We start from the raw sequence: 23,810 nt of genomic DNA on the forward strand, positions 1-23,810 counted from the left end.
ACCCGGAAGCTAAGCCTCACAGCGCCGATGGTACTGCAGGGGGGACCCTGTGGGAGAGTAGGACGCCGCCGAACAATTTTTGAGAAAACCCCCGCCTCGGGCCGATGCGGGGGTTTTCTGCGTTCTGGGTTTGTGTCCTCTAGGCTCGCTGTCATGCGCTATGACCTCGTCATCTTCGACAACGACGGCGTCCTCGTGGACAGCGAGCCCATATCGAACCGGCTCCTGGCCGCGTATCTGACCGAGCTGGGCCACCCCACGTCGTACGAGGACTCCATCCGCGATTACATGGGGTCGGCCATGCACCGGATCCATGACCTGATTCTGGAGCGGACGGGACAGCGGCTGCCGGAGGACTTCGACGAGGTCTTCCACGCGCGGGTGTTCGCCGCGTTCGCACGGGAGCTGCAGCCCGTGGCCGGGGCCGCCGGCGTCCTGGAGAAACTGGCCGCGGACGGAGTGCCGTACTGCGTAGCCTCCTCCGGGAGTCATGCGCGGATCCGGGTGGGGCACCGGACCACCGGGCTCGACCGGTGGTTCACGCAGGACAGGATCTTCAGCTCGGAGGATGTGGGGCGGGGCAAGCCGGCGCCGGACCTGTTCCTGCACGCGGCCGAACGGATGGGGGTGGCTCCCGGGCGGTGCCTGGTCGTCGAGGACTCTCCGCTGGGCGTACAGGCGGCCGTGGCGGCCGGGATGGACGTGTACGGGTTCACCGCGATGACCCCCGCGGCGCGGCTCGCGAGCGCAGATCAACTCTTCTCAGACTTCGGCGAGTTGGCTGACCTGCTGATATGACCGCGGTCGGCCGTCCGGGCTGACATTTGTCATGCGGACCTCCGGACGATCGTTTCTACTGCCGTACCCCGCCCGGCGGCGAAGCTGAGGGCATGACGAAGAACACGGGGACCCAGAGCCGGCAGCCGAGCGCGCTGGACAACTTCAAGCCGCTGCTCATCGATGTCGCGCTGCCGCTCGGCTCGTACTACCTGTTCAAGGACGCCTTCGGGATGAGCACCTTCGCGGCGCTCGCCTGGAGCAGCGTGGTGCCCGCGGTGCGGACCGTGTGGAGCCTGGTCAAGGAGCGGAAGACCAACGGGCTGGCGGGGCTGATCCTCGTCGTGAACGTCGTGTCGCTGCTGCTGAGCTTCGTCTCCGGCGACCCGCGGCTGATGCTGGCCAAGGACAGCGGCATCAGCAGCACGGTCGCCATCGGCATCCTGGTGTCCGTCTGGCTCGGGAAGCCGATGATGACGGCCGGCATGAAGCCGTTCATCGTCAAGGGTGACCCGGACAAGGAGGCCGCCTGGCAGCGGCTGGCGTCCGGAGCGGCGGCGGACTCCGCGGCGTTCCGGCGCAAGGAGAACGTCTTCTCGATCGTCTGGGGCGTGGTGCTGCTCACCGAGTGCGTCGCGCGCTTCGTGGGTGCCTACACCATTTCGGTGGACACGATGGTGTGGCTGGGCAGTGTCTTCATGATCGGCGCCATGGTCATCGGCTTCCTGGTCAGCGGTGGGCTGGCGGTCGAGCCGATGGAGCGGATGCTCAAGGCCGAGGCCGAGGCGGAGGCCGGTCGGGCCGAGGTGGCCGTCGCCGCCTGACGCAGGATCAGCGCAGCCGAAGCTGAGGGGAATTCATCTTTGGCTGGATCTACCCACAGGTAGCTCGGGGCCCTACTCTCGCCGCCATGACTGATGTGCTGCGGCGCGGTAGGGCCTCACTGGCGTTCGGCTTCTTCGCCCAGGGCGTCGCCTTCGCCCTGCTCGTGACGCGTATCCCGGCCATCCAGGACCGGTACGGCATCTCCGACGGGCTGCTGCCGGTCTTCCTGGCCGCCGTGCCGATCCTCGCCGGGGCCGGCAGCGTGACCACCGAGCAGCTGGTGAAGCGGATACGGCCCAGCCGGCTGCTGCGCTGGTCCCAGCCGGTGGTGCTGCTGGCCCTGCTCGGGGTCGGGGCGGGCGCGCCCGGGGAGGTGGCCGCGCCGGCGGTGGCGCTGGGGATCTTCGGCCTGGCGGTGGGGGCACTGGACGCCTCGATGAACATGCTCGGTGTCAGCCTTCAGCGGTCCTACGGGCGCAGCATCATGCTGAGCTTCCACGCCGCCTACAGCCTGGGCGGGATCCTGGGTGCCTCGCTGGCCTGGGCCGGGGCGCACTGGCACCTCGCGCTATGGGTGTCGTACCTGCCGGTGGTGGCGCTGCTGCTGCCGGGGACGCTGGTGGGGAGCCGGTGGTACGTGGACGGGGAGCCGGGGCCCGTGCGGGAGGGCCGGGCACAGGGCGGGGGCCTGGTCTTCAAGCTGCTGCTGCCGCTGTGTCTGGTGATGACCTTCGCCTACATCGGGGACTCGACCGTCTCCAACTGGAGCGCGAAGTATCTGAAGGACGTGCTGGGCAGCTCGGAGCAGCTGGCGACGGTGCCGTACAACGTGTACATGGTGACCACGCTGGTGGGGCGGACCATCGGGGACTTCGGGGTGCGGAGGTTCGGTGCGGCGGCGGTCGTACGGCTCGGGGCGCTGGTGGCGGCCGGCGGGTTCGCGGTGGTGGCCGTGGCGCCCGGCGCGTGGGTCGGGATGCTCGGGTTCACGCTGCTGGGGCTGGGGTTGTGTGTGCTGGTGCCGCAGACCTTCGCGGCGGCGGGAAGGCACGCTTTCGAGAATTACGGTCCGGGGGCGTCGGACGCAGCGATCGCCCGGCTGAACATCTTCAACTACGTGGGCTTCTTGATCGGTTCGCCGCTGGTGGGCGCGCTGGGGGATGCCTGGAGCTACCGGGGCGCCATGCTCGTGCCGTTGGTGTTGGTGCTGGTGACACTGGGGTACGCCAGGTCGTTCGCCGCTCAACCGGACCGATACGGTGGCGGACATGAGCGGCCGCGCACAGCTGATGTGGGACGAGGCAGTAACGGGCTATGACTTCGGTCCGAGCCATCCGATGGATCCGGTCCGGCTGGACCTGACCCGCCGGCTGGTCGGTGCCTTCGGGCTCGACCGGGAGCTGGCGGTCGTCGCGGCGAAACCGGCCGGCGAGTCGACGCTCCGGCTGGTCCACCGCGAGGACTACATCGACGCGGTGAAGGTCGCGTCCGCGAATCCGGCGGGGGCCCACGGGGAGTACGGGCTCGGCACGATCGACGATCCGGCGTTCGCCGGGATGCACGAGGTGTCCGCGCTGATCGCGGGACAGTCGGTGGGCGCGGCCGAGGCGGTGTGGCGCGGGGACGCCGAGCACGCGGTGAACTTCGCGGGCGGCCTGCACCACGCGATGCCGGGCGGGGCGTCGGGGTTCTGCATCTACAACGACGCGGCGCTCGCGATCGCGCGGCTGCTGGAGCTGGGGGCCGAGCGGGTCGCCTACGTGGACGTCGACGTGCATCACGGGGACGGGGTGCAGGCGGCGTTCTGGGAGGACCCGCGGGTGCTGACGATCTCGCTGCACGAGCATCCCCGTACGTTGTTCCCGCAGACCGGGTGGCCGCAGGAGACGGGGGCGGGCGCGGGGGAGGGCTCCGCGGTGAACGTGGCGCTGCCGGCCGGGACGGGCGACGCGGGCTGGGTACGGGCGTTCCACGCCGTGGTGCCGGAGCTGCTCGCCGAGTTCCGGCCGCAGGTGCTGGTGTCCCAGCACGGGGCCGATACGCACTTCGAGGACCCGCTGGCGCATCTGGCCGTCTCGCTGGACGCGCAGCGGGCGGTGCAGGTGGCGTGTCACGAGCTGGCGCACGAGTACGCGGGCGGGAAGTGGATCCCGCTGGGCGGCGGAGGGTACGCGGTGGTGGATGTCGTACCGCGGTCCTGGACGCATCTGGTGGGCATCGCGGCGGGCAAGCCGGTGGCTCCGGAAGCGATGATCCCCGAGGGGTGGCGCCAGGAGGTGTTCGCCCGGACGCGGCAGTGGGGGCCGCACCGGATGACCGACGGGCGGTGGCCGGTGGAGTACGGCTCGTGGGAGGCCGGGTACGACCCCGCGGACCGGATCGACCAGGCCGTGCTGGCCACTCGCCGGGCCGTGTTCCCGTTGCGGGGGCTGCTGCCCTGACCCGGGCCGGGGGCTCCGCCCTTTTGCCCCCGTCTCTCCGCCCGCCTGGCACAGTCCGCTGGGATGCTTCCGTCGCAGGCACCCATTAGGCCAACCGTGCGGAATTCCCGGGTTTCCGTCCCGGCACCACCTCCGATGGGCCACCATCGCATCCGTGTTGACCCCCGACCGTCTCCGCGCGCACCTGGTGGCCGTTCGGCTGGCCGGGGTGGTGGCGACCACGCGGGAGGAGAGTCTGCGGAGCTATCGGCTCTTCGCCGCCCGGGATCCGCGCGCTCTGATCGGGATCGATCCGGAAGGCAGCTGGGGGATTCGGGAACTGCTCGGGCTGATGGCGCGGAGGTGCGGGGTTTCGGCCGATCCTCGGTGCACGACCGGACCGGATGTGATCGATCCGGAGCGGACCCTCGGCGCGCTGGACGCCTTCGCCGGGCGGATCCGGGAGGCGGCCCGGCGCGGCGCGCCCGTGCTCCTCGGCACCGGGCACCCGCAGCGGCTGCTCGGCTTCTACGCCGGCTTGGCGGACGCGTTGTCGGCGGCGGGATGTGAGGTTCTCACCCCGGCGCAGGGTCGCTGTGTCGACATATTGACCCGGTTCGGTCTACGCACCCATCGCCTCGACTACGTACGAGGGGTTGCCCTGGTGCGGGAACCGGCGAGCGAGCGCCCCGGTTGTGAGCCGGGTGCCCACAGCCACTCGCCGCTCCCGGTTCGGGTCGCGCTGGACGCCGCGGCGGAGGCCGGCGGGCCGCTGCCCGAGCTGGTCGTCGGCGATCACGGCTGGGTCTGCGGTGCTGGTCAGCTGGGATTCGAGGCGATCGGCCTGGCCGACACGGACGATCCCGCGCTGTTCGTGGGTGAGGCCGAGGGACGGGTGTCCGTCGTCGTTCCGGTTGATGACGCAGTGCGGTCTAGTTACTACCGGCCGCTGACCCGCTACGTACTCAATCGAGCGTGTCTGTCACAGTAGGCCGCCGATGGGAGCACCTCTTCCCCACTCGCATCACCCGCCCCTAGTCTGGGGAGTGAGCACGCAACGACGAAGAGTCACCGGAAGGGGAAGCCGGTGGCCGTCGAGTGCGGAAGGTTCAGGTGTGTCATGGCTGCAGCTGGCGAGAGGCCTCTGAACGAGGTTCAGTTCCTTACCGTGGCGGAGGTCGCCTCGGTGATGCGAGTGTCCAAGATGACCGTGTACCGCCTGGTGCACAGTGGTCATCTGCCCGCGATCCGGGTGGGGCGGTCGTTCCGCGTCCCGGAACAAGCGGTACACGAGTACCTCCGCGACAGCTATGTGGGGGTGGAGACGGCCTGACGGCTACCCCCTGGTGACCAGGGGGTACCCCCTCGATTACGACCTCAGCGCTCGGTTGGGTAGGCTAGCCCCTCGTAGGTCGTGTGGGCCCATGGCGCCCAAACAACCGAGTGATGAGAAGTGAGCGAGGGTAGTCGTGGGCTCTGTTATCAAGAAGCGGCGCAAGCGGATGGCCAAGAAGAAGCACCGCAAGCTGCTCAAGCGCACGCGCGTTCAGCGCCGCAACAAGAAGTAAGCGGCGTCGCGAGAGCGTGGCCCTGTGGCCCCCCACCGTCAGCGGTGGGGGGCCACAGGCATATTCCGGCATGTGCCGATGGGGGAAATTCCGTCACCTCACGCATAGAGGGTCATCACAGCGCAACGACAAACGGCTAGGTTGGCCGCAGACGGGGAACGCGGGACACCGGTTGTGCTGGAAGGAAGGCGCTGATCTTGGGAAAGGTCGTGCTCGTCACCGGAGTGGCCCGGCAGCTGGGCGGCCGGTTCGTGCGGCGGATCCAGCGGGACCCGGAGGTGGACCGGGTGATCGCCGTGGACGCGGTGCCGCCGGCGCACCATCTGGGCGGTGCCGACTTCATCCAGGCCGACATCCGGCAGCCGACCATCGCCCGGGTGCTCGCCGAGACGGGCGCCGATACGGTCGTCCACATGGACGTGACGGGCACGGCGCTGGGCGGCGGGAACCGGGCCTCGGTCAAGGAGACCAACGTCATCGGCACCATGCAGCTGCTCGGCGCCTGCCAGAAGTCGCCGGCCGTGCAGCGGCTGGTGGTGAAGTCCAGTACGAACGTCTACGGCTCCGCGCCGCGTGATCCGGCCGTGTTCACCGAGACGACCCCGCCCAAGTCGCTGCCCAGCGGCGGCTTCGCCAAGGACGCGGTCGAGGTGGAGGGGTACGTACGCGGGTTCGCGCGCCGACGGCCGGACGTCGCCGTGTGCGTGCTGCGGTTCGCCAACATCCTCGGGCCGACCGCGGACACCCCGCTCGCCTCGTACTTCGCGCTGCCCGTCCTGCCGACCGTGTTCGGCTACGACCCCCGGCTGCAGTTCGTGCACGAGGACGACGTCATCGAGGTGCTGCGGATCGCCTCGCACGAGCCCCGCCGGGGCACCCTCAACAGCGGCACCTTCAACATCGCCGGGGACGGCGTGCTGCTCCTCTCGCAGTGCTCCCGGCGGCTGGGACGGCCCACCGTGCCGCTGCTGCTGCCCGCGGTCACCTGGGCCGGTTCCCTGGTCCGTACGCTCGGTATGACGGACTTCTCACCGGAGCAGATCCGGCTGCTCACCCACGGGCGCGTGGTGGACACCGTCCAGATGCGCGAGACGCTGGGCTTCACGCCCCGGTACACGACGGCCGGGGCCTTCGCGGACTTCGCGCACGGCCAGGGCCCCGGGCTGCTGCCGCCGGAGGCTCTCGCGGGTGCCGTCGACCGGATCGCCGCGCTGACCGCGAGGGCGGACGGCCACACCCAGACGTACAGCGCCAAGTGAGGAGAGCGGCAACGATGGCTGACGCCAAGGTCATTCCGTTCGACGACGACCGGTCTCGCGGGAGCGCCGCGCAGCGCCAGGCGCGGCGGCGCAGCGGGGGGAGCCGGCGCGGTGCGCTCGGGGAGCCGGGCGAGATCGGTGCGGTCCAGCCCCTGCCGGGCCGGGAGCGGGCGCAGGAGGATGAGCCTGTGAGCCGCGAGGAGGAGTCGCCGACGCAGCCGGAGGCCGGTGGGCAGGACGGCGGCCTGGAGCGGCGGGTGGCGGCCGGGCTGGCCTTTCTGCGGCGCCGGCTCACCGGGGACTACGAGGTCGACGACTTCGGTTACGACGAGGAGCTGACCGACCAGGTTCTGATGTCGCTGCTGCGGCCGGTGTACGAGAAGTACTTCCGGGTCGAGGTGAAGGGCATCGAGAACATCCCGGCCGAGGGCGGGGCGCTGATCGTCGCCAACCACTCCGGGACGCTGCCGCTGGACGGCCTGATGATGCAGGTCGCGGTGCACGACCACCATCCGGCCGACCGGCACCTGCGGCTGCTGGCCGCCGACCTGGTCTTCGTGCTGCCGGTGGTCAACGAGCTGGCCCGCAAGCTGGGGCACACGCTGGCCTGCGCGGAGGACGCGGAACGGCTGCTGGCCCAGGGCGAGCTGGTCGGGGTGATGCCGGAGGGCTTCAAGGGCATCGGGAAACCTTTCGGCGAGCGCTACAAGCTCCAGCGGTTCGGCCGTGGCGGCTTCGTCTCCACCGCCCTGCGGCAGGGGGCGCCGATCATCCCCTGCTCGATCGTCGGGGCCGAGGAGATCTACCCGATGATCGGCAACGCCAAGACCCTCGCCCGGCTGCTGGGCTTCCCGTACTTCCCGCTGACGCCGACCTTCCCGTGGCTGGGGCCGCTGGGCGCGATCCCGCTGCCCACCAAGTGGACGATCCAGTTCGGTGAGCCGATCCCCACGGACGGCTATCCGCCGGAGGCGGCGGAGGACCCGATGCTGATGTTCAACCTGACCGACCAGGTCCGCGAACAGATCCAGCACACGCTGTACAAGCTGTTGGTGCAGCGCAGGTCGGTCTTTTTCTGAGCTGGGTGGCGGGTTCGGCGGACGGGCTCCGGCGCAGCCGTGTGAAGCCTGCGCAGCGGTGCGAGGACGGCGGCGGGGAGGAGCCAAGCTGTCGGTGCAGCGCAGGTCGGTGTTCTTCTGGGCTGGGTGGTCGTACGACGAGGGGCGCCCCGCTCGGGAGGGGCGCCCCTCGTCGTCGTGACCGTGCCTAGTCCGCGTCCTCGCCGTCGATGCCCAGGCCGGGGAGCAGGTCGGGCAGGAGCGGCGGGATGGTGACGTCCGGCTGACCCGTGGGGGACTTGCCGGCCGACGGGAGGCTGCCGTCGGGCCCGGTCGGCGGTTCGAGCAGACCGCCCGTGTCCCCGCCGATGCGGCCCTCACCGCTGGTGCCGGTGGCCGAGCCGCTCGGGGTGCCGGAGCCGGAGCCGGTGTGCTGCCCGGCGGACGGGGTGCCGCCGGCGGAGCTGGGCGCCGTCGACCGCTGACTGCCGGAGGAGCCGACGGACGGCGACCCGGAGCCACCCTGGCGTCTGCCGCCGCCGGGCTGGGCCGGCGGCTGCGGGAGCAGGGACTGCAGCGGGGCGACCTCTTCGTCTATGGCGTCGAAGACCGACGACACCTGCTGTTTCACATCGCCCAGCTGCACGGGCAGCCTGTCGCTGAGCGCGCTCCATGCCTCGCGGTGGGACCGGGAGAAGGAGGACAGCGCCTGGATGGGGCCGAGGGAGTCCGGATCGGCTTCGAAGGCCGCGTGGAGCAGGCGGTGGCCCTCGGTGACGTCGTGCTGCATCCCGGACAGGGTGCGGCGGATCTCGCCGATGGACTCGTGGTCCAGGTGCCCGCCCCGGCCGCGCTCCAGCAGCCGGCGGGCCTCGCTGAGCCGGGTGGACGCCTGGTCGAGGTAGGTCTGGCCGCGCTGGTCGTCGCCGTCGGCCAGATAGTTGAGCTTGAAATCCTCGATGCCGCGCTTCAGGCCGTACAGCGAGTCACCGGGAAGGGCGTCGGAGCTGGCGGCGGCGACCCCGCCGAAGGCTCCGGCTGCCACGCCCACGCTGAGCCCGCCGGCCGCGAGCCCCTTGGTCAGCCTGGTGCGCGGCCGGAGCTTGCCCAGCGGGCTCGCCCGGTGTGCGCCCCGGCTACGGTGCGAACGCTGTTCCGGTACCGACGCATCCGCCGCCCCCGTGCCCTCCCGGAGCATGGCCTCCATCGCGGCCACCAACTGGGCCCGCTGGACGACCTTGACCTCCGGGTCGAGCTGCGGCTTGGGCAGCGCGCCGAGACCCGTGGCCAGGACCAACAGCTCGCCCGGCTCGGACCGTTCCTCGGCGGGCGGCGGGGATCCCGCCGCTGCGGACTGCTCGGCCGCCGTGTCCCGGTCGGACTGCTCCTCCAGGGCCTGGGCGAAGGCGTTCGCCCGCCGGTGCGCCGATACGTTCGCGATCACTGGCGGCACCTCCTCTCGTCATGACGGTCGACTCCCCAGGGGGTCCTGAGGGTTGCACGCCCACGACCACTTCCCACGATCGAGCGATCGGGGTCGGCCAGGACGTGACCACAGGGAGCCTGTATCCCGCACAACGACTGGCGCGGCACTTGGGTTACGGACAGCGGAGGTCCGGATCGGAAAGGCAACGGGGCTTCACTGAGCGTGAGTTGAGTGTCGCCCACCGTTGCCTCCCTCAGCGGGCGTCGTCCGGCAGCAGGCGGGCGAGGGTCCGCACGGCGCGGTACTGGAGGGTCTTGATGGCACCCTCGTTCTTGCCCATGACCCGGGCCGTCTCGGCGACGGAGAGGCCCTGGAGGAAGCGGAGCGTCACGCACTCCTGCTGCTGTGGGTTGAGCCGCCGCACGGCGTCGAGCAGGGCGGCGTTCGACAGGGACTCCAGGACGGAGTCCTCCGGGGAGCGCTCGACCTCGTTGGCGTCGAGCATCTCGCCGGTGGTGACCTCCAGCCGGAAGCGGCTGGACTTGAAGTGGTCGGCGACCAGGTTCCGGGCGATGGTGACCAGCCAGGCCCCGAAGTCGCGGCCCTGCCAGGTGAAGGTGCCGATCCTTCTGAGCGCCCGCAGAAAGGTCTCGCTGGTGAGGTCCTCGGCGGTGGCCCGGCCGCCGACGCGGTAGTAGATGTACCGGTAGACGGTGTCGCTGTACTGGTCGTAGAGCCGCCCGAATGCCTCGGACTCCCCCGCCTGGGCGCGTTCGACGAGGTCCATCATCCGGGCGCTGTCGCTGTCGGCGGCCGGCCGGCGGGCGGTGGCCGCGCCGGTGGCACGCCCTCGTCTGCCGACGGCGGCGCCGCCGTCGGCCAGTGCGTAGCACGGGCCTGCCGGCGCGGCGGCGGCGAAGGCAGGGACGGCGTACGCGGGGGGGACGAAGCCGCGCAGCGTCTCTTTGACCGTCGCGACCGTTGCGCGCAGCGTAGCCAGGCCCGAGGCGTCAACCCCGACGTGTGGGTACACGGGACTCCCAGAGGCAGAGCTTCCATCACGTGCAGTGCGGGACCGTTCACCCGTCGTGGCGACGGAGGGGTACCGGATTGCGTCTGAGGAGAATAACGCTTCGTACAGGCACTGCTACACCGAGTTGTTCAAATCATCGATTGCGTCGCGTCTGTAACCGTTTGATGGCAGGTTGCGTGCCGCAAGATGATCGCTGAGTGACCGGAAAAGGACGTGTTTCGGTGATGTGCGGGGCATGTTGAACGCGGTGATGTACACAAGCGCGTTCAAGACGCGCGTGGAGCTGCGGCAAGGCGGGCTGCGGGGCGCGCGGCTCGATGTGCGGAGCTGTCGGGCGCTATCGGCGCCGTCGGCTCAACGCGATCGCCGCCGCCGTGCCGCCGGCGACCGCGCCGACGCCCGCCGCCGCGGGGATGCCGACCTTCGCGGCCTTGCGGCCCGTGCGGTAGTCCCGCAGGCGCCAGTCCTTGTCCCGGGCGTGTCTGCGGAGCTTGGCGTCCGGGTTGATGGCGTAGGGGTGGCCCACCAGGGACAGCATCGGGATGTCGTTGTGACTGTCGCTGTAGGCCGCGCAGCGGGAGAGGTCCAGCCCCTCGGCCGCGGCCAGGGCGCGGACCGCCTCGGCCTTGGCGGGGCCGTGCAGCGGCTCGCCGACCAGCTTGCCGGTGTAGACGCCGTCGACCGATTCGGCCACCGTGCCCAGGGCGCCGGTGAGGCCGAGGCGGTGGGCGATGACCTGGGCGATCTCGACGGGGGCCGCGGTGACCAGCCAGACCTTCTGGCCCGCGTCCAGATGGGCCTGGGCGAGGGCGCGGGTGCCGGGCCAGATGCGGTCGGCCATGTACTCGTCGTAGATCTCCTCGCCGATCGACTCCAGCTCGGCGACCCGGTGGCCCTTGACGATCGACAGCGCGGAGTCGCGGACGTCCTGCATGTGCTCCGGGTCCTCGACGCCGGCCAGCCGGAACCACGCCTGCTGCCAGGCGAACTTGGCGAGGTCGCGGGTCTCGAAGAACTTCCGCTTGTACAGCCCCCGGCCGAAGTGGAACAGCGCCGCGCCCTGCATCACCGTGTTGTCGAGGTCGAAGAAGGCGGCGGCCCTGTCGTCGCCGATCACGGGGAACTGCGGTTCCTCCGGCGTGGCGCGCGGTGCCTCCTGCGAGGACTTGCGGGCTGCCTCCGCCGAAGCCTCGCCTGCCAACACGCTCCGCGCCGTGGCGGAGCGCCTACGGGGAGTGAGCCATCCGAGAGCGGCCATGACGCGAGCATAGCCAGTCTGTTCGGTGGTTCCGGAGTCGAGAGGTTGGCAGGGTGTGAACTCTGCTCGACAGGGCCATTAAAGAAGCGATCCGGAATGGGTGCGGAGCGCGCGAGAATGGCCCTTATGAGTCCCCTCTTCCGACGCAGGGCCGAGCCGCGTGCGCGGCTGGTCACTCTGATCCGCAAGCCCGGCTGTCATCTGTGCGACGACGCGCAGTCGGTGATCGAGAAGGTGTGCGGCGACCTCGGGGTGCCGTGGGAGCCGAAGGACATCACCGAGGACCAGGTCCTGCACGACCGCTACTGGGAGCAGATCCCGGTCGTCCTGGTCGACGGTGAACAGCACACCTTCTGGCGCGTGAACGAGGAGCGACTGCGCCGGGCACTGACCGACTAGTACAAACCGGCCGGGAAAGTCGCTTAGGATCGACGGCGGTCTGGTCTCGGGGGCGGGATTCGTGAGGAGAGTGTGCGGTTTTGCCCCCAGTAACGAAGGAACGCCGGTGCGTATGCGCCGGTTCCCGCCAGGGGCGCGAAACCGGCGTGACCCCGGTCACTTCTGCCGGGCAAATCGGACACCATCTTTGTGCACGCGTTCACAAAGACATAGCCTGCTGTCGACGGGGCGGTCTGGGGACGTATGACCGCCTGCAGCCCCGCTCTACCCGCAGGAGCACCGTGGCAACTGGCCGAACACACCGACCGGCGAGCCGTAGCCGAGGGATTCCCGAGGCCACCGTCGCCCGGCTTCCGCTGTACCTCCGAGCCCTGACCGCACTGTCGGAGCGCTCGGTCCCCACGGTCTCCTCCGAGGAGCTGGCCGCGGCGGCGGGAGTCAACTCCGCCAAGCTGCGCAAGGACTTCTCGTACCTGGGCTCGTACGGAACCCGCGGTGTCGGCTACGACGTGGAGTATCTCGTTCACCAGATCTCCCGCGAGCTCGGCCTGACCCAGGACTGGCCGGTCGTGATCGTCGGTATCGGCAACCTCGGCGCCGCCCTGGCCAACTACGGCGGCTTCGCCTCCCGTGGCTTCCGGGTCGCCGCGCTGATCGACGCCGACCCGGCGATGGCCGGCAAGCCGGTCGCGGGCATCCCCGTGCAGCACACCGATGACCTCGAGAAGATCATCAAGGACAACGGCGTCTCCATCGGCGTCATCGCCACCCCGGCCGGCGCCGCCCAGCAGGTCTGCGACCGGCTCGTGGCCGCCGGGGTGACGTCCATCCTCAACTTCGCGCCGACCGTGCTGTCCGTCCCGGACGGCGTCGACGTGCGCAAGGTCGACCTCTCCATCGAGCTTCAGATCCTCGCCTTCCACGAGCAGCGCAAGGCCGGCGAGGAGACCGCGGCGGGCGACGGCGCGCTGCCCGCCGCCACCCCCCGCGACGCGTCCGCCGACCAGGGACCCGACGGGGACGTACCCGCCGTGATGCCGGCATGAGCCTCCTCGTCGTCGGACTGAGCCACCGCAGCGCCCCGGTCAGCGTGCTGGAGCGGGCCGCGCTGAGCGCGGACGCCCAGACCAAGCTGCTCCAGGACACGGTCGCCGCCGAGCCCGCCACCGAGGCCGCGGTGCTCGCCACCTGCAACCGCATCGAGCTGTACGCCGACGTGGACAAGTTCCACGCCGGTGTCGCCGAGCTGTCCACGCTGCTCGCCCAGCACAGCGGCGTCGGCCTGGAGGAACTGACCCCCTACCTCTACGTGCACTACGAGGACCGGGCCGTCCACCACCTGTTCTCGGTGGCCTGCGGGCTGGACTCGATGGTCGTCGGCGAGGGGCAGATCCTCGGTCAGATAAAGGACTCCCTGGCCCGCGCCCAGGACCTGCACACCGCGGGCAGGCTGCTGAACGACCTGTTCCAGCAGGCCCTCAGGGTCGGCAAGCGCGCCCATTCCGAGACCGGCATCGACCGCGCGGGCCAGTCCCTGGTCACCTTCGGCCTGGAGCAGCTGGCCGTCGGCACCGCGGTCCCGACGTGGGCCGAGGGCAAGAAGGCGCTGGTCATCGGCGCCGGTTCGATGTCGTCCCTGGCCGCCGCCACGCTCGCGCGCGCCGGTGTCGCCGAGATCGTCGTCGCCAACCGCACCGTGGAGCGCGCCGAGCGGCTCGCGCTCCTGCTCGAGGAGCAGTACGGGCACAGTCTCACCGAGGACGCGGACACGGGATCCGTGACCGCCCGCGCGGTGCGGATGGACGCGGTGGCCGACGAGCTGACACGTGCCGACGTCGTCGTCTCCTGTACCGGGGCGACGGGTCTGGTGCTCACGGCGGAGGTGGTCGCGCAGGCGGTCGAGGGCCGCACCGGCGCCCCCGCCGCCGAGATCGCCGAAACCACTCGTACGGCCGTACAGACCAAGGCGCCGCTGCCGTCCGCCGGCGGCGACGAGAACTGCCCGCTGGACCTGGCCGCCGCGCAGCCCGGCTTCTCCGTCATGGGCGAGGCCGCCGTGGCCGGCATGGACGCGGCCACCCTGGAGCAGCACGCGGCCTGGGCCGCCGGCGGCACGGTGGACCGCCGGGACCGCCGTACCCCCGAGGCGGACGCCGAGCTGATCAACGCGCTCGCCGCGACCGCCGCGACCGTGGGCCGCATTCCCGAGCGGCGCAGGCCGGAGCCGGTGGCCGAGCGCCCGGCACCCTTCTTCTTCCTCCTCGACCTCGCCATGCCCCGCGACATCGACGCGGCCGTGCACCGGCTGGCCGGGGTGCGCCTGGTCGACATCGAGTCGCTGGCGGACGCGTCCGCCGACGCGCCGATGGCGGCCGACGTGGACCAGGTCCGGCGTATCGTCTCCGACGAGGTCGCGGCCTTCGGCGCGGCACAGCGGGCGGCGCACATCACGCCGACCGTGGTCGCGCTGCGCACCATGGCCGCCGACGTCGTCGCCAGTGAGATCACGCGGCTCGACGGCCGCCTGCCCGACCTGGACGAACGCCAGCGCGGCGAGATCCGCCAGGCCGTGCACCGGGTCGTGGACAAGCTGCTGCACGCGCCGACCGTACGGGTCAAGCAGCTCGCGGCCGAGCCCGGCGGCGCCGGGTACGCGGACGCGCTGCGCACCCTGTTCGACCTCGACCCCGAGACGGTGGCCGCCGTCTCCCGGGCCGGGGACAGCACAGACGAGAAGGACCGACCGGCATGAGTGAGAAGGCTTTGAGGCTGGGGACCAGGCGGAGCAGACTCGCCATGGCCCAGTCCGGGCAGGTGGCGGAGGCCGTCCGCCAGGTGACCGGACGGCCCGTCGAGCTGGTCGAGATCACCACCTACGGCGATGTCTCCCGCGAGCACCTGGCGCAGATCGGCGGCACCGGTGTCTTCGTGACGGCGCTGCGCGACGCGCTGGCGCGGGGCGAGGTCGACTTCGCGGTTCATTCGCTGAAGGACCTGCCGACCGCGCAGCCCGCGGACCTCGTCCTGGCCGCCGTACCGCTGCGCGAGGACCCGCGGGACGTGATCGTCGCGCGCGACGCCCTCAAGTTCACCGACCTGCCGCGGGGCGCCCGCATCGGCACCGGCTCGCCGCGCCGCATGGCGCAGCTGAACGCGTACGCCCGCGCCCACGCGCTGGACATCGAGACGGTCCCGATCCGCGGCAACGTGGACACCCGCATCCGGTACGTCCACGACGGCGAGCTGGACGCGGTCGTGCTGGCCGCCGCCGGGCTCAACCGGATCGGCCGGACCGACGAGGTGACCGACTTCCTGTCGGTCGACACAGTTTTGCCCGCCCCCGGCCAGGGGGCCCTGGCGATCGAGTGTGCCGCGGACAACGCGGACCTGATCGCGGCGCTCGGCGAACTCGACGACCCGTTCACGCGGGTCGCCGTCACCGCCGAACGATCCCTGCTCGCCGCCCTGGAGGCCGGCTGCAGCGCACCTGTGGGTGCGCTCGCCGACCTTCCCCCACTCTCGGCTCCGCTCGAGCGGGGGGACCCCCAGGCCGACAGGCAGATTGTCAAGGAAATGCGCCTGCGCGGCGTCGTCGGCACGACCGACGGCACCCGCATGGTGCAGCTGTCCACCACCGGTCCCGTGCCCCAGACGCACGACCAGGCGATGGCACTCGGTCGCGAACTCGCCACCGAGATGCTCGCCCGGGGCGCGGCCGGTCTGATGGGGGAGCGAGCACAGTGAGCCCCACCGCCCTTCCTGCCGCCGGTCCGGAACACGGGCACGTCACCTTCCTCGGTGCCGGACCCGGAGATCCGGGACTGCTGACTCTGCGCGCCGTGGAGGCGCTGTCGAGCGCGGACGTCCTGGTCGCCGAGCACGAGGTGCTCGACGTGATCCGGACGCACGCCCGACAGGGCGTCTCCGTGGTGCACACGGACGCGGATCCCTCCGCGGTCTCGCCGCCGGGCACGGGCACGCCCCAGCTGACGGTGGTTGACGGCACGTCAACACCCGCCGCTGTCCCGGCTGCTGCTCGGGATGCCGTTCATCTTGTCATGGAGGCCGCGCGGGGCGGCAAGCGGGTCGTCCGTGCGGTGTCCGGGGACCCGGGACTTGATACGTACGCGGCGGAGGAAATGCTCGCCTGCGCCGCCGCCGGGGTGCCCTTCGAGGTCGTCCCCGGTGTCGCGGCGGCGGTCGGCGTGCCCGCGTACGCCGGTGTGCCGCTGCGGGACGCCGCGGGCGCGGACGTCCGGTTCGTGGACGCCCGTACCGCCTCCGACCGCTGCTGGGCGGAGGTGGGCGCCTCGGACGGCACGGTGGTCGTGTCGACGACCCTGGACTCCGTGGCCGCCGCGGCGGGCGAACTGGTCTCGGCGGGCCGCAAGCCGGACACCCCGCTGACGGTGACGATCGGCGGTACGACGACCCGCCAGCGCACCTGGACGGCGACGCTCGGCACGATCGCGCAGACGCTGAAGCAGGCGAAGGTGCTGCCGTCGCCGGACGGCGGCCGGCCGGTGATAGCCGTGGTCGGCGAGCGTTCCGCCGCCGCCCGGCGCGACCAGCTGTCGTGGTTCGAGTCCAAGCCGCTGTTCGGCTGGAAGGTGCTCGTGCCGCGCACGAAGGAGCAGGCGGCGTCGCTCTCCGACCAGCTGCGGTCCTACGGTGCCGTGCCGCACGAGGTCCCGACGATCGCCGTCGAACCGCCGCGCACGCCCCAGCAGATGGAACGTGCCGTCAAGGGCCTGGTGACCGGCCGGTACGAGTGGATCGCCTTCACGTCGGTCAACGCGGTGAAGGCCGTCCGCGAGAAGTTCGAGGAGTACGGCCTCGACGCCCGTGCCTTCGCGGGCATCAAGGTGGCCGCGGTGGGCGAACAGACCGCCAAGGCGCTGGTCGCCTTCGGCGTGAAGCCGGACCTGGTGCCGAGCGGTGAGCAGTCCGCCGCGGGCCTTCTGGAGGACTGGCCGCCGTACGACCCGGTGTTCGACCCGATCGACCGGGTCTTCCTGCCGCGTGCCGACATCGCCACGGAGACCCTGGTGGCCGGTCTGATCGAGCTGGGCTGGGAGGTCGACGACGTCACGGCCTACCGGACCGTGCGCGCCTCGCCGCCGCCGGCGGATACCCGGGAGGCGATCAAGGGCGGTGGCTTCGACGCGGTGCTCTTCACCTCGTCGTCCACCGTGCGGAACCTGGTCGGCATCGCGGGCAAGCCGCACAACGTGACCGTGATCGCGTGCATCGGCCCGGCCACGGCGAAGACCGCCGAGGAACACGGGCTGCGCGTGGACGTGATGGCTCCCGAGCCGTCGGTGCACAAGCTGGCCGAGGCCCTGGCCGACTTCGGCATGAAGCGGCGGACCGCGGCCCTGGAGGCCGGGGACCCGGTGACCCGGCCGAGCGAGCGCCGGCCGGGTGCGCGGCGGCGCCGGTCGACGACCTAGCCCCGGCCGCCCACGGACAGAAGCCGAACGCCCCGTCGTCCCGCACAGCGGACGACGGGGCGTTCGGCGTCCGGTGGTTCCCCGAGTGTGTCCGGCCCGGCGGCTCCCCGCGAGCGTCCGGCGTCCGGCTTCCCGTGTGTGTCCGGCGTCCGGTGGCTTCCCGTGTGTGTCCGGCGTCCGGCGGGTCCCCGTGTGTGTCCGGCGTCCGGCGGCTCCCCGCGTGCGTTCGGTGCTACCACGGAGCCGTGATCTCGCTGGCGTACGGGCCGGCCCGCCGGTGGTGTCCGCCCCTCCCCTCCGCGAACCCGTGGGTGAGGTGCTTCGTCCGGTCAGCCACGGGCTCGCCGGGTCGACGGCCACTGGACCGGGACGGCCGTGGTCGCCGACGTCGCGTCGGCAAAGGCGCATCCGGCGCGGGCGTAGCGTAGAAGGCATGACGAAGTACGGATCCTTCCCCGGTACGCGTCCCCGGCGACTGCGGACCTCGCCCGTCATGCGGCGGATGGTCGCCGAGACGCGACTGCATCCCGCCGACTTCATCCTCCCGGCGTTCGTCCGGGAGGGCGTGAGCGAGCCCGTGCCGATCGGCACCATGCCCGGTGTGGTCCAGCACACCAGGGACAGCCTGAAGAAGGCCGCGCTGGAGGCCGCGGAGGCCGGGGTCTCGGGGATCATGCTGTTCGGAGTGCCGGAGGAGTCCAAGAAGGACGCCCAGGGCACGGTCGGAACCGACCCGGACGGGATCCTCCAGGTCGCCATCCGGGACGTCCGGGCCGAGGTCGGCGACGACCTGCTCGTCATGTCCGACCTGTGCCTGGACGAGTTCACCGACCACGGGCACTGCGGCGTGCTGGACGCCGAGGGCCGCGTCGACAACGACGCCACCCTGGAGCGGTACGCCGAGATGGCCCAGGTGCAGGCCGACGCCGGCGCCCATGTCGTCGGCCCCAGCGGGATGATGGACGGCCAGATCGGCGTCATCCGCGACGCGCTGGACCAGATCGGCCGGGAGGACGTGGCGATCCTCGCCTACACCGTCAAGTACTCCTCGGTCTTCTTCGGCCCCTTCCGCGAGGCCGTCGCCTCCTCGCTGCGGGGCGACCGCAAGACCTACCAGCAGGATCCGGCCAACTGGCGCGAGTCCCTGCGGGAGCTGGAGCTGGATCTGGCCGAGGGCGCCGACATGGTGATGGTCAAGCCGGCCGGTCCCTACCTCGACATCCTCGCCCGGGTCGCGGACGCCGTGGACGTGCCCGTCGCCGCCTACCAGATCTCCGGCGAGTACGCGATGATCGAGGCCGCCGCCGAGAAGGGCTGGATCGACCGGGACCAGGCCATCTTGGAGACCCTGACCGGCATCAAGCGGGCCGGGGCGCGGAACATCCTCACGTACTGGGCCACCGAGGTGGCCCAGCGACTGCGCTGACCGGCACGCGGCTCACCAGCTGTCGATGCTGTCCAGCTCCTGCTGCCAGTACGTCACCTTCAGCGAGCTGTCGTAGGAGACACCCTTGGCGGGCAGGGCCGGCGTCGCGGACGGCCCGCCGCTGCTGTTCGGGGTGTAGCCCTGGAAGGCCACGGTCAGCTTGTGGCCGGTCGTCCCCCCGGTACCGCTGCCGTCGGCGGCCGACAGCAGCGCGGCCGCGTACGCCGACGCGCCGGGAGCCAGGGACACCACGGCCTGCGGCTGGGTGTCCCGGTCGGCCTGCGGCACCCACTGCATCTCGTCGAAGCGCAGGACCGGGTAGTACGGCAGCTCGCAGGTCTTGCCTCCGGTGTTCTTCACCGTCAGCAGCAGGTGGTTGAGGGGCCGGTTGAGCGGCTGGGCGGTGACAGAGGTGTTCGCGCCGTTGCACAGCACCACCGAGCCGCCGGTGGAGGTGCCCTTGGTGCTGTGGCCGGCGGAGGCGTTCGGCCGGGCGCCGGGGGCGCGGGTACGGGCCACGGGCGTGCCGTCCGCCGTACTTGCGGCGGTGCTGTTGCCGGTGCTGTTGCCGTTGCCGCTGTCTTTGCCGCCGCCGGTGGTGGCGCCGCCCTCGGCTGTCCTGGACGCGCCCGTCTCCGCCACCGTCGGCCGGGAGGCGCCCTCGTCCTTGGTGCCCGTTCCGCCGTCGCACGCCGTGAGCGAGAGGGCGGCGACGGCGGTGCCGGTGGCGGCGAGCAGACGGATATGGCGCATAAGCATGGCAAGTCCTCTTTCGGGATGAGCCGGTTGTCGTGCTTGGATGACCAACAGCCTGTGGGCGGGTCCGTCCCGGCGGCCAGCACCTGCGGACGATCCGGGACGCTGGAATGCCCGCACCGGCTGTGACCTGCCACATCAGTCCTTCCCTGGAACGCCCGGGTGGGACGAGGGGGACGGAGGAACGGTGTCGCAAGGCACGTCTGAGGGCGGCTTCGCCGAGCTGCTGGGGGAGTTGAAGAACCGCTCCGGGCACAGTTACGGCACGCTCGCCAAACGGCTCCACATGAGCACGTCGACGCTCCACCGCTACTGCAACGGGGACGCCGTACCGACGGACTACGCGCCCGTGGAGCGGCTGGCCCGGCTGTGCAAGGCCACCCCGGAGGAGCTGGTGGAACTGCATCGGCGGTGGGTGCTGGCGGATGCGGGACGGGGCCGGAAGGGCCCGGAGCCGGTACGGAAGCCGGGGCCGGGTGCAGGACCAGGGCCGGGGACAGGGCCAGAGCCGGGGCCGGGGCCGGGGCCGGGAGCCGAGCCCGAAGCCGGAGCTGTGTCCGTCTCCGGTTCCGGGTCTGTTCCTGCGTCCGAGCCCGGACCCGGAACTGTGCCCGTGTCCCGTTCCGGGTCTGTCCCTGCGTCCGAGCCCGAGCCCGTGTCCGAGCCCGTGTCCGAGGGCGCCCCGGAGGGGGAGCCGGTGCCGGTGCCGGGAGTCGCGTCTGCGCCCCGGCCGGCGACGGGGACGGCGGCGACCGGCTCTCGGCGTCGGCGGACCGTTCTCCTCGCCGCCCTCACCGTCACCGCCCTGCTCGGCACTGTGGCGGTCGCCCTGAACCTGCCCTCCGACGGCGGAAGGCCGGACGGCAAGGGCGCGACGGTGGACGTGCGGGCCGCCGCCCGGGACAGCGCGCCGGTGACGCCGACGGCCGGGAGCCCCACCCCGAGCGGGTCCACCACTCCCTCGGCCTCACCCTCCGCCAAGGCCCCCGCCACCCGCAGCAGCAGCGGCACACCCGCACGCAGGCCGAGCGCCTCCGGGACGAGGCGGACGTCCCCGGTGGCCGCCCCGCCCCTCACGGTCACCACGCACCCCTACGCCTGGGAGAGCCCCTGCTCCCAGCACTACCTGATCGACCGGCCGTCGGCCGACGTCTCTCCACCGCCGCTGGAGCAGGACGCGCCCGCCTGGGTGGACGTACACCATGCGGTGTCGGCGGGGGAGCAGTACGTCACCTTCACCGTGCAGGGCACCGGCGAGGAGACCGTCGTCCTGGAGGGGCTGTCCGTGCGCATGGCGGGCAAGCGGTCCCCGCTCGCCTGGAACGACTACGCCATGGGCTACCCGGGCGTCGGCTGCGGCGGCGGTGTGCCGACCCGGTCCTTCACGGTCGCGCTGGACGCGATGCGCCCCGCGCCCGTACCGGAGGCCGGGAACCGGAACTTCCCGTTCAAGGTGAGCCAGTCCGACCCCGAGGTCTTCCATGTCACGGCCGACGCGTCCGCCTATGACGTCAGCTGGTACCTGGAACTCACCTGGTCCAGCGGGAGCCGACACGGCATCCTGCTCATCGACGACGCCGGCCGCCCGTTCCGCACCAGCGGGAACAACGGCCGGCCGGCGTACGCCTTCCCGCTCGGCGGCGAGAAGTGGCAACCGGCGTCGGACGCCGGCTGAGCGCCGGCCCCGCCGGGCGTTTCCGGCGCGGCGGCCGGCACCGGAACGTGAAGCGGCGGCCGGCACCGGAACGTGAAGGGCTCGGGCTCGGCCCGGGTCAGTCCCACCAGAAGGACCAACTGGTGGCCCCGACCAGCCCCTTGGCGTACGCCCGCACGCTCCCCGGGCCGCTCTGGGCGACGGTGTTCGGGCACAGGGCGTAGTGCTCGGCGGCCAGGACCTCGGCGTCGTCGAGGCTGCCGGGCGGCGCCGCGACGGAGACGACCAGCGTGTCCAGTCCGAGCGCCACCACCCGGATGCCGAACCGGTCCTCCCAGGACCGCAGGACCGCGCAGATCCGGGCTACGTCCCCTTCGTAGTTCAGCGGGCCCGCCCAGCCGATCGCCGCCGGTATGTCGGCGGACCGGCGGGCCGGGACGAGGGCCAGGTGCGGTTCCTCGATCCACTCGGCCCACGTGCTCGGATCACGGTTCACCGCGTCGGCGACCTGCGCGGCCCGCGTCTCCGGGTCGGCGGCCAGAACCCCGGCGGACGCGAGCCCCGGCCACTTGACCCCGAACGGCTCGGTCTCGTCGCCGGCGTACCCGTCCGTCTCCTCTTTCCAGTACTCGGCGAGGACCTCCTCCACATCGTGGTCCCCCGGATACGACACCTCACCGGGCAGCAGCACCCAGTCCTCGATACCGACCCGGCAACTGGCCAGATCCACCAGCACCGGCAACAGCCCCGTACGGGCCGCCGGCACGCCCAGCGCCTTCCAGGTGCCGGGCGCGGAGGGCTTCTCCGCGTGCCACAGCAGGGGTTCGTGCCAGGGCCCGTCGTCCGTCTCGTCCACCAGCCTGCCGGGCGGCAGTTGAAGTCCTAGAGAACGCCCACTGGGGTCGGTGGCCAGCCTGGGCAGCGGGTTGGGAAGAGTCGCCATGCCGCCGACTGTAAGGGGAGCCACTGACAACGCCGTTGGCCGGTGGACCGCCGTGGAGCCGACCGGGAACAGTGGCCGGCTCAGGCCCCGTACCCGGACCCGGCGTCAGACCAAGGTCGTGATGCAGAACGGGTGGCCCGCCGGGTCCAGCAGGACCCGCCAGCGGTTCGGCTGCGGCTGGGTCCCGGACTTGGTGGCGCCCAGCTTCAGCAGGTGGGCCTCGGCCGTGTCCAGGTCGTCGACGCCCACCTCGATGTGCGCCTGCTTCTCCTGGGCCGGGTCCGGCCAGGTGGGGCGGCGGTAGTCGGCCAGGCGGTTGAAGCCCAGGCCCGCCGCGCCGTCCTTGCCGCCCAGCAGGACGAAGTCGTCGGACGCGTAGGCGACGGGCAGGCCCAACATCTCGCCGTAGAAGCGGGACATTTCGGCGGGGTCGGCGCAGTCGAAGGTGACGGCGACGTAGCGGAACGCGGGTGCGGAAGAGGTCTCCGATGTCATGGGAGCGACAGTAGAAGGCGACCAGGACAGTTCCTGTCCTGGTCGTGCGGACCGTGTGGAAAACTTCGCCTCGTGCTCAGCGCGTCCGCCCGTCTGCTGCGTCTGCTCTCGCTGCTCGCCGCCCGGCCCTCCTGGACCTGCGCCGAGCTGGCCGGCCGCTTGGCCGTCACCGACCGCACCGTGCGCCGGGACATCGCCAAGCTGCGGGAGCTCGGGTACAGCGTCGACTCCGACGCCGGGCCCTGGGGCGGCTACCGGCTGCGGGCCGGCTCGCGCGTGCCGCCGCTGATGCTGGACGACGAGGAGGCGCTGGCCGTGGCGGTCGGCCTGCGGGAGGCGGCGCTGAGCGGAGCCCTCGGCGGGGACCAGGCCGCGCTGTCCGCGCTGCTCAAGCTGCGCCAGGTGCTGCCGCCCCGGATCGCCGAGCGGCTCGCGCAGTGGGACGACGCCTTGGTACGGCTGCCCTGGCCCGAGGAGCCGCGGCTGCGGCCCGGCATGCTGCTGGAGCTGGCCGCGGCCTGCCGACGAGGCGAACGGGCCCAGCTGTCGTACCGCGACGGGCAGGGCAGGAGCACGGTCCGGGACGTCGATCCGTACCGGCTCGTCCACACCGGCCGGCGCTGGTACTTCGTCGCCCGGGACGTGGCCCGGGGCTGGCGTACGTTCCGCGCCGACCGGGTGGAGCGTCTGGTGCCCACCGGACAGCCGGTGGAGATCACCGACCCGCCCGATCCGGCTCAGCTCGTCTCCCACAACACGGCGAACGGCCCCTACCCGCTGTCCGCGACCGTCCGCCTCCCCGTCCCCCTGGACCAGGCGCTGCGGATCGTCCCGGCGACGGTCGGCACCCACCGCTCCGACGGCCCCGATGCCACCCTGATCGACATCGGCGGCCCGGACGCGGACGGCCTCGCCCGCTACCTCCTCGGCCTGGCGGCGCCCCTGCGCGTCCTCGCCCCGGACTCGGTACGGCAGGCCCTGCTGCGCCGGACCCGGGAACTCCTCGCCGCCCACACGGCCGACGGCCCGCCCCCGACATGAGGGCGGGCCGTCGGCCGTA

General features: G+C 71.8%; 23 protein-coding genes. 17 read left to right on the forward strand and 6 right to left on the reverse strand.

What is annotated here, in order from left to right; translation table 11 throughout:
- Positions 1-153 precede the first annotated feature (153 nt).
- The 9 genes from ACIGYR_RS23885 (at position 154) to ACIGYR_RS23925 (ending at position 7,928) form a co-directional block, all read left to right on the forward strand.
- Positions 154-798, forward strand: coding sequence for an HAD family hydrolase (locus ACIGYR_RS23885; protein WP_391848043.1), 645 nt, complete (start codon positions 154-156; stop codon positions 796-798).
- A gap of 92 nt (positions 799-890) precedes the next feature.
- Positions 891-1,601 carry a VC0807 family protein gene (locus tag ACIGYR_RS23890; protein WP_399596559.1) on the forward strand — a complete coding sequence of 237 codons (711 nt, stop codon included), beginning with the start codon at positions 891-893 and terminating at the stop codon, positions 1,599-1,601.
- Positions 1,602-1,687: 86 nt separating this feature from the next.
- Positions 1,688-2,920: an MFS transporter gene (locus tag ACIGYR_RS23895; protein ID WP_399596560.1), complete on the forward strand. Its 1,233-nt coding sequence runs from the start codon at positions 1,688-1,690 to the stop codon at positions 2,918-2,920.
- Positions 2,871-4,043, forward strand: coding sequence for an acetoin utilization protein AcuC (locus ACIGYR_RS23900; protein ID WP_399596562.1), 1,173 nt, complete (start codon positions 2,871-2,873; stop codon positions 4,041-4,043). The genes ACIGYR_RS23895 and ACIGYR_RS23900 overlap by 50 nt, the downstream gene beginning before the upstream one ends.
- Before the next feature lie 154 nt (positions 4,044-4,197).
- The gene (locus ACIGYR_RS23905) at positions 4,198-5,013 is read left to right on the forward strand and encodes a phosphatase (protein ID WP_399596563.1); all 816 of its coding nucleotides are present in this window, start codon (positions 4,198-4,200) and stop codon (positions 5,011-5,013) included.
- 129 nt (positions 5,014-5,142) lie between these two features.
- A complete protein-coding gene (locus tag ACIGYR_RS23910) occupies positions 5,143-5,355 on the forward strand; it encodes a helix-turn-helix domain-containing protein (RefSeq protein ID WP_121791081.1) in 213 nt (70 codons plus the stop codon).
- Between the two features lie 136 nt (positions 5,356-5,491).
- Entirely contained in the window at positions 5,492-5,590 is a 99-nt protein-coding gene (locus ACIGYR_RS23915; protein WP_003948845.1) for a 30S ribosomal protein bS22, read from the forward strand.
- Between the two features lie 197 nt (positions 5,591-5,787).
- Positions 5,788-6,849, forward strand: a complete 1,062-nt coding sequence (locus ACIGYR_RS23920; RefSeq protein ID WP_391848048.1) for an NAD-dependent epimerase/dehydratase family protein — start codon at positions 5,788-5,790, stop codon at positions 6,847-6,849.
- A 14-nt stretch (positions 6,850-6,863) separates the two neighbouring features.
- Positions 6,864-7,928, forward strand: coding sequence for a lysophospholipid acyltransferase family protein (locus tag ACIGYR_RS23925; RefSeq protein WP_391848049.1), 1,065 nt, complete (start codon positions 6,864-6,866; stop codon positions 7,926-7,928).
- Positions 7,929-8,115: 187 nt separating this feature from the next.
- On the opposite strand, the gene ACIGYR_RS23930 is transcribed toward ACIGYR_RS23925, so the two are convergent.
- The 3 genes from ACIGYR_RS23930 to ACIGYR_RS23940 all read right to left on the reverse strand — a co-directional run bounded on the left by ACIGYR_RS23930 (position 8,116) and on the right by ACIGYR_RS23940 (position 11,624).
- Entirely contained in the window at positions 8,116-9,351 is a 1,236-nt protein-coding gene (locus ACIGYR_RS23930; protein WP_399596565.1) for a DUF5667 domain-containing protein, read from the reverse strand.
- A gap of 235 nt (positions 9,352-9,586) precedes the next feature.
- Positions 9,587-10,366, reverse strand: coding sequence for an ECF subfamily RNA polymerase sigma factor, BldN family (locus tag ACIGYR_RS23935; protein ID WP_391848051.1), 780 nt, complete (start codon positions 10,364-10,366; stop codon positions 9,587-9,589).
- 337 nt (positions 10,367-10,703) lie between these two features.
- On the reverse strand, positions 10,704-11,624 hold the full coding sequence (locus ACIGYR_RS23940) for an HAD family hydrolase (RefSeq protein ID WP_399596567.1): 921 nt from the start codon (positions 11,622-11,624) through the stop codon (positions 10,704-10,706).
- Positions 11,625-11,750: 126 nt separating this feature from the next.
- Between ACIGYR_RS23940 and ACIGYR_RS23945 the strand changes: the two genes are divergently transcribed.
- From ACIGYR_RS23945 to hemB, 6 genes are all read left to right on the forward strand, one after another.
- Entirely contained in the window at positions 11,751-12,023 is a 273-nt protein-coding gene (locus tag ACIGYR_RS23945; protein ID WP_391848053.1) for a glutaredoxin family protein, read from the forward strand.
- A 281-nt stretch (positions 12,024-12,304) separates the two neighbouring features.
- Positions 12,305-13,069 carry a redox-sensing transcriptional repressor Rex gene (locus ACIGYR_RS23950; protein WP_399596568.1) on the forward strand — a complete coding sequence of 255 codons (765 nt, stop codon included), beginning with the start codon at positions 12,305-12,307 and terminating at the stop codon, positions 13,067-13,069.
- A complete protein-coding gene (locus tag ACIGYR_RS23955; RefSeq protein ID WP_399596570.1) occupies positions 13,066-14,775 on the forward strand; it encodes a glutamyl-tRNA reductase in 1,710 nt (569 codons plus the stop codon). Before ACIGYR_RS23950 ends, ACIGYR_RS23955 begins: the two co-directional genes overlap by 4 nt.
- The gene (hemC, locus tag ACIGYR_RS23960; protein ID WP_391848056.1) at positions 14,772-15,767 is read left to right on the forward strand and encodes a hydroxymethylbilane synthase; all 996 of its coding nucleotides are present in this window, start codon (positions 14,772-14,774) and stop codon (positions 15,765-15,767) included. The genes ACIGYR_RS23955 and hemC overlap by 4 nt, the downstream gene beginning before the upstream one ends.
- Entirely contained in the window at positions 15,764-17,476 is a 1,713-nt protein-coding gene (locus ACIGYR_RS23965; protein ID WP_399596573.1) for a uroporphyrinogen-III synthase, read from the forward strand. The genes hemC and ACIGYR_RS23965 overlap by 4 nt, the downstream gene beginning before the upstream one ends.
- 433 nt (positions 17,477-17,909) lie before the next feature.
- Positions 17,910-18,902 (forward strand): porphobilinogen synthase, encoded by a 993-nt coding sequence (hemB, locus tag ACIGYR_RS23970; RefSeq protein WP_391848058.1) that lies wholly within the window; start codon positions 17,910-17,912, stop codon positions 18,900-18,902.
- A 12-nt stretch (positions 18,903-18,914) separates the two neighbouring features.
- On the opposite strand, the gene ACIGYR_RS23975 is transcribed toward hemB, so the two are convergent.
- Entirely contained in the window at positions 18,915-19,655 is a 741-nt protein-coding gene (locus ACIGYR_RS23975; RefSeq protein ID WP_399598557.1) for a DUF4232 domain-containing protein, read from the reverse strand.
- A gap of 190 nt (positions 19,656-19,845) precedes the next feature.
- On the opposite strand from ACIGYR_RS23975, the gene ACIGYR_RS23980 reads away from it, so the two are divergent.
- A complete protein-coding gene (locus ACIGYR_RS23980; protein ID WP_399596575.1) occupies positions 19,846-21,333 on the forward strand; it encodes a helix-turn-helix domain-containing protein in 1,488 nt (495 codons plus the stop codon).
- A 97-nt stretch (positions 21,334-21,430) separates the two neighbouring features.
- Here the strand turns inward: ACIGYR_RS23980 and ACIGYR_RS23985 are convergent, their stop codons facing one another.
- Entirely contained in the window at positions 21,431-22,255 is an 825-nt protein-coding gene (locus tag ACIGYR_RS23985) for a DUF4253 domain-containing protein (protein WP_399596577.1), read from the reverse strand.
- Between the two features lie 105 nt (positions 22,256-22,360).
- Positions 22,361-22,750 carry a VOC family protein gene (locus ACIGYR_RS23990; protein ID WP_391848061.1) on the reverse strand — a complete coding sequence of 130 codons (390 nt, stop codon included), beginning with the start codon at positions 22,748-22,750 and terminating at the stop codon, positions 22,361-22,363.
- A 72-nt stretch (positions 22,751-22,822) separates the two neighbouring features.
- Between ACIGYR_RS23990 and ACIGYR_RS23995 the strand changes: the two genes are divergently transcribed.
- A complete protein-coding gene (locus tag ACIGYR_RS23995; protein WP_399596579.1) occupies positions 22,823-23,791 on the forward strand; it encodes a helix-turn-helix transcriptional regulator in 969 nt (322 codons plus the stop codon).
- Positions 23,792-23,810: the final 19 nt, after the last annotated feature.

It is taken from the genome of Streptomyces sp. NPDC053076 (assembly GCF_044546845.1).
Classification (GTDB): domain Bacteria; phylum Actinomycetota; class Actinomycetes; order Streptomycetales; family Streptomycetaceae; genus Streptomyces.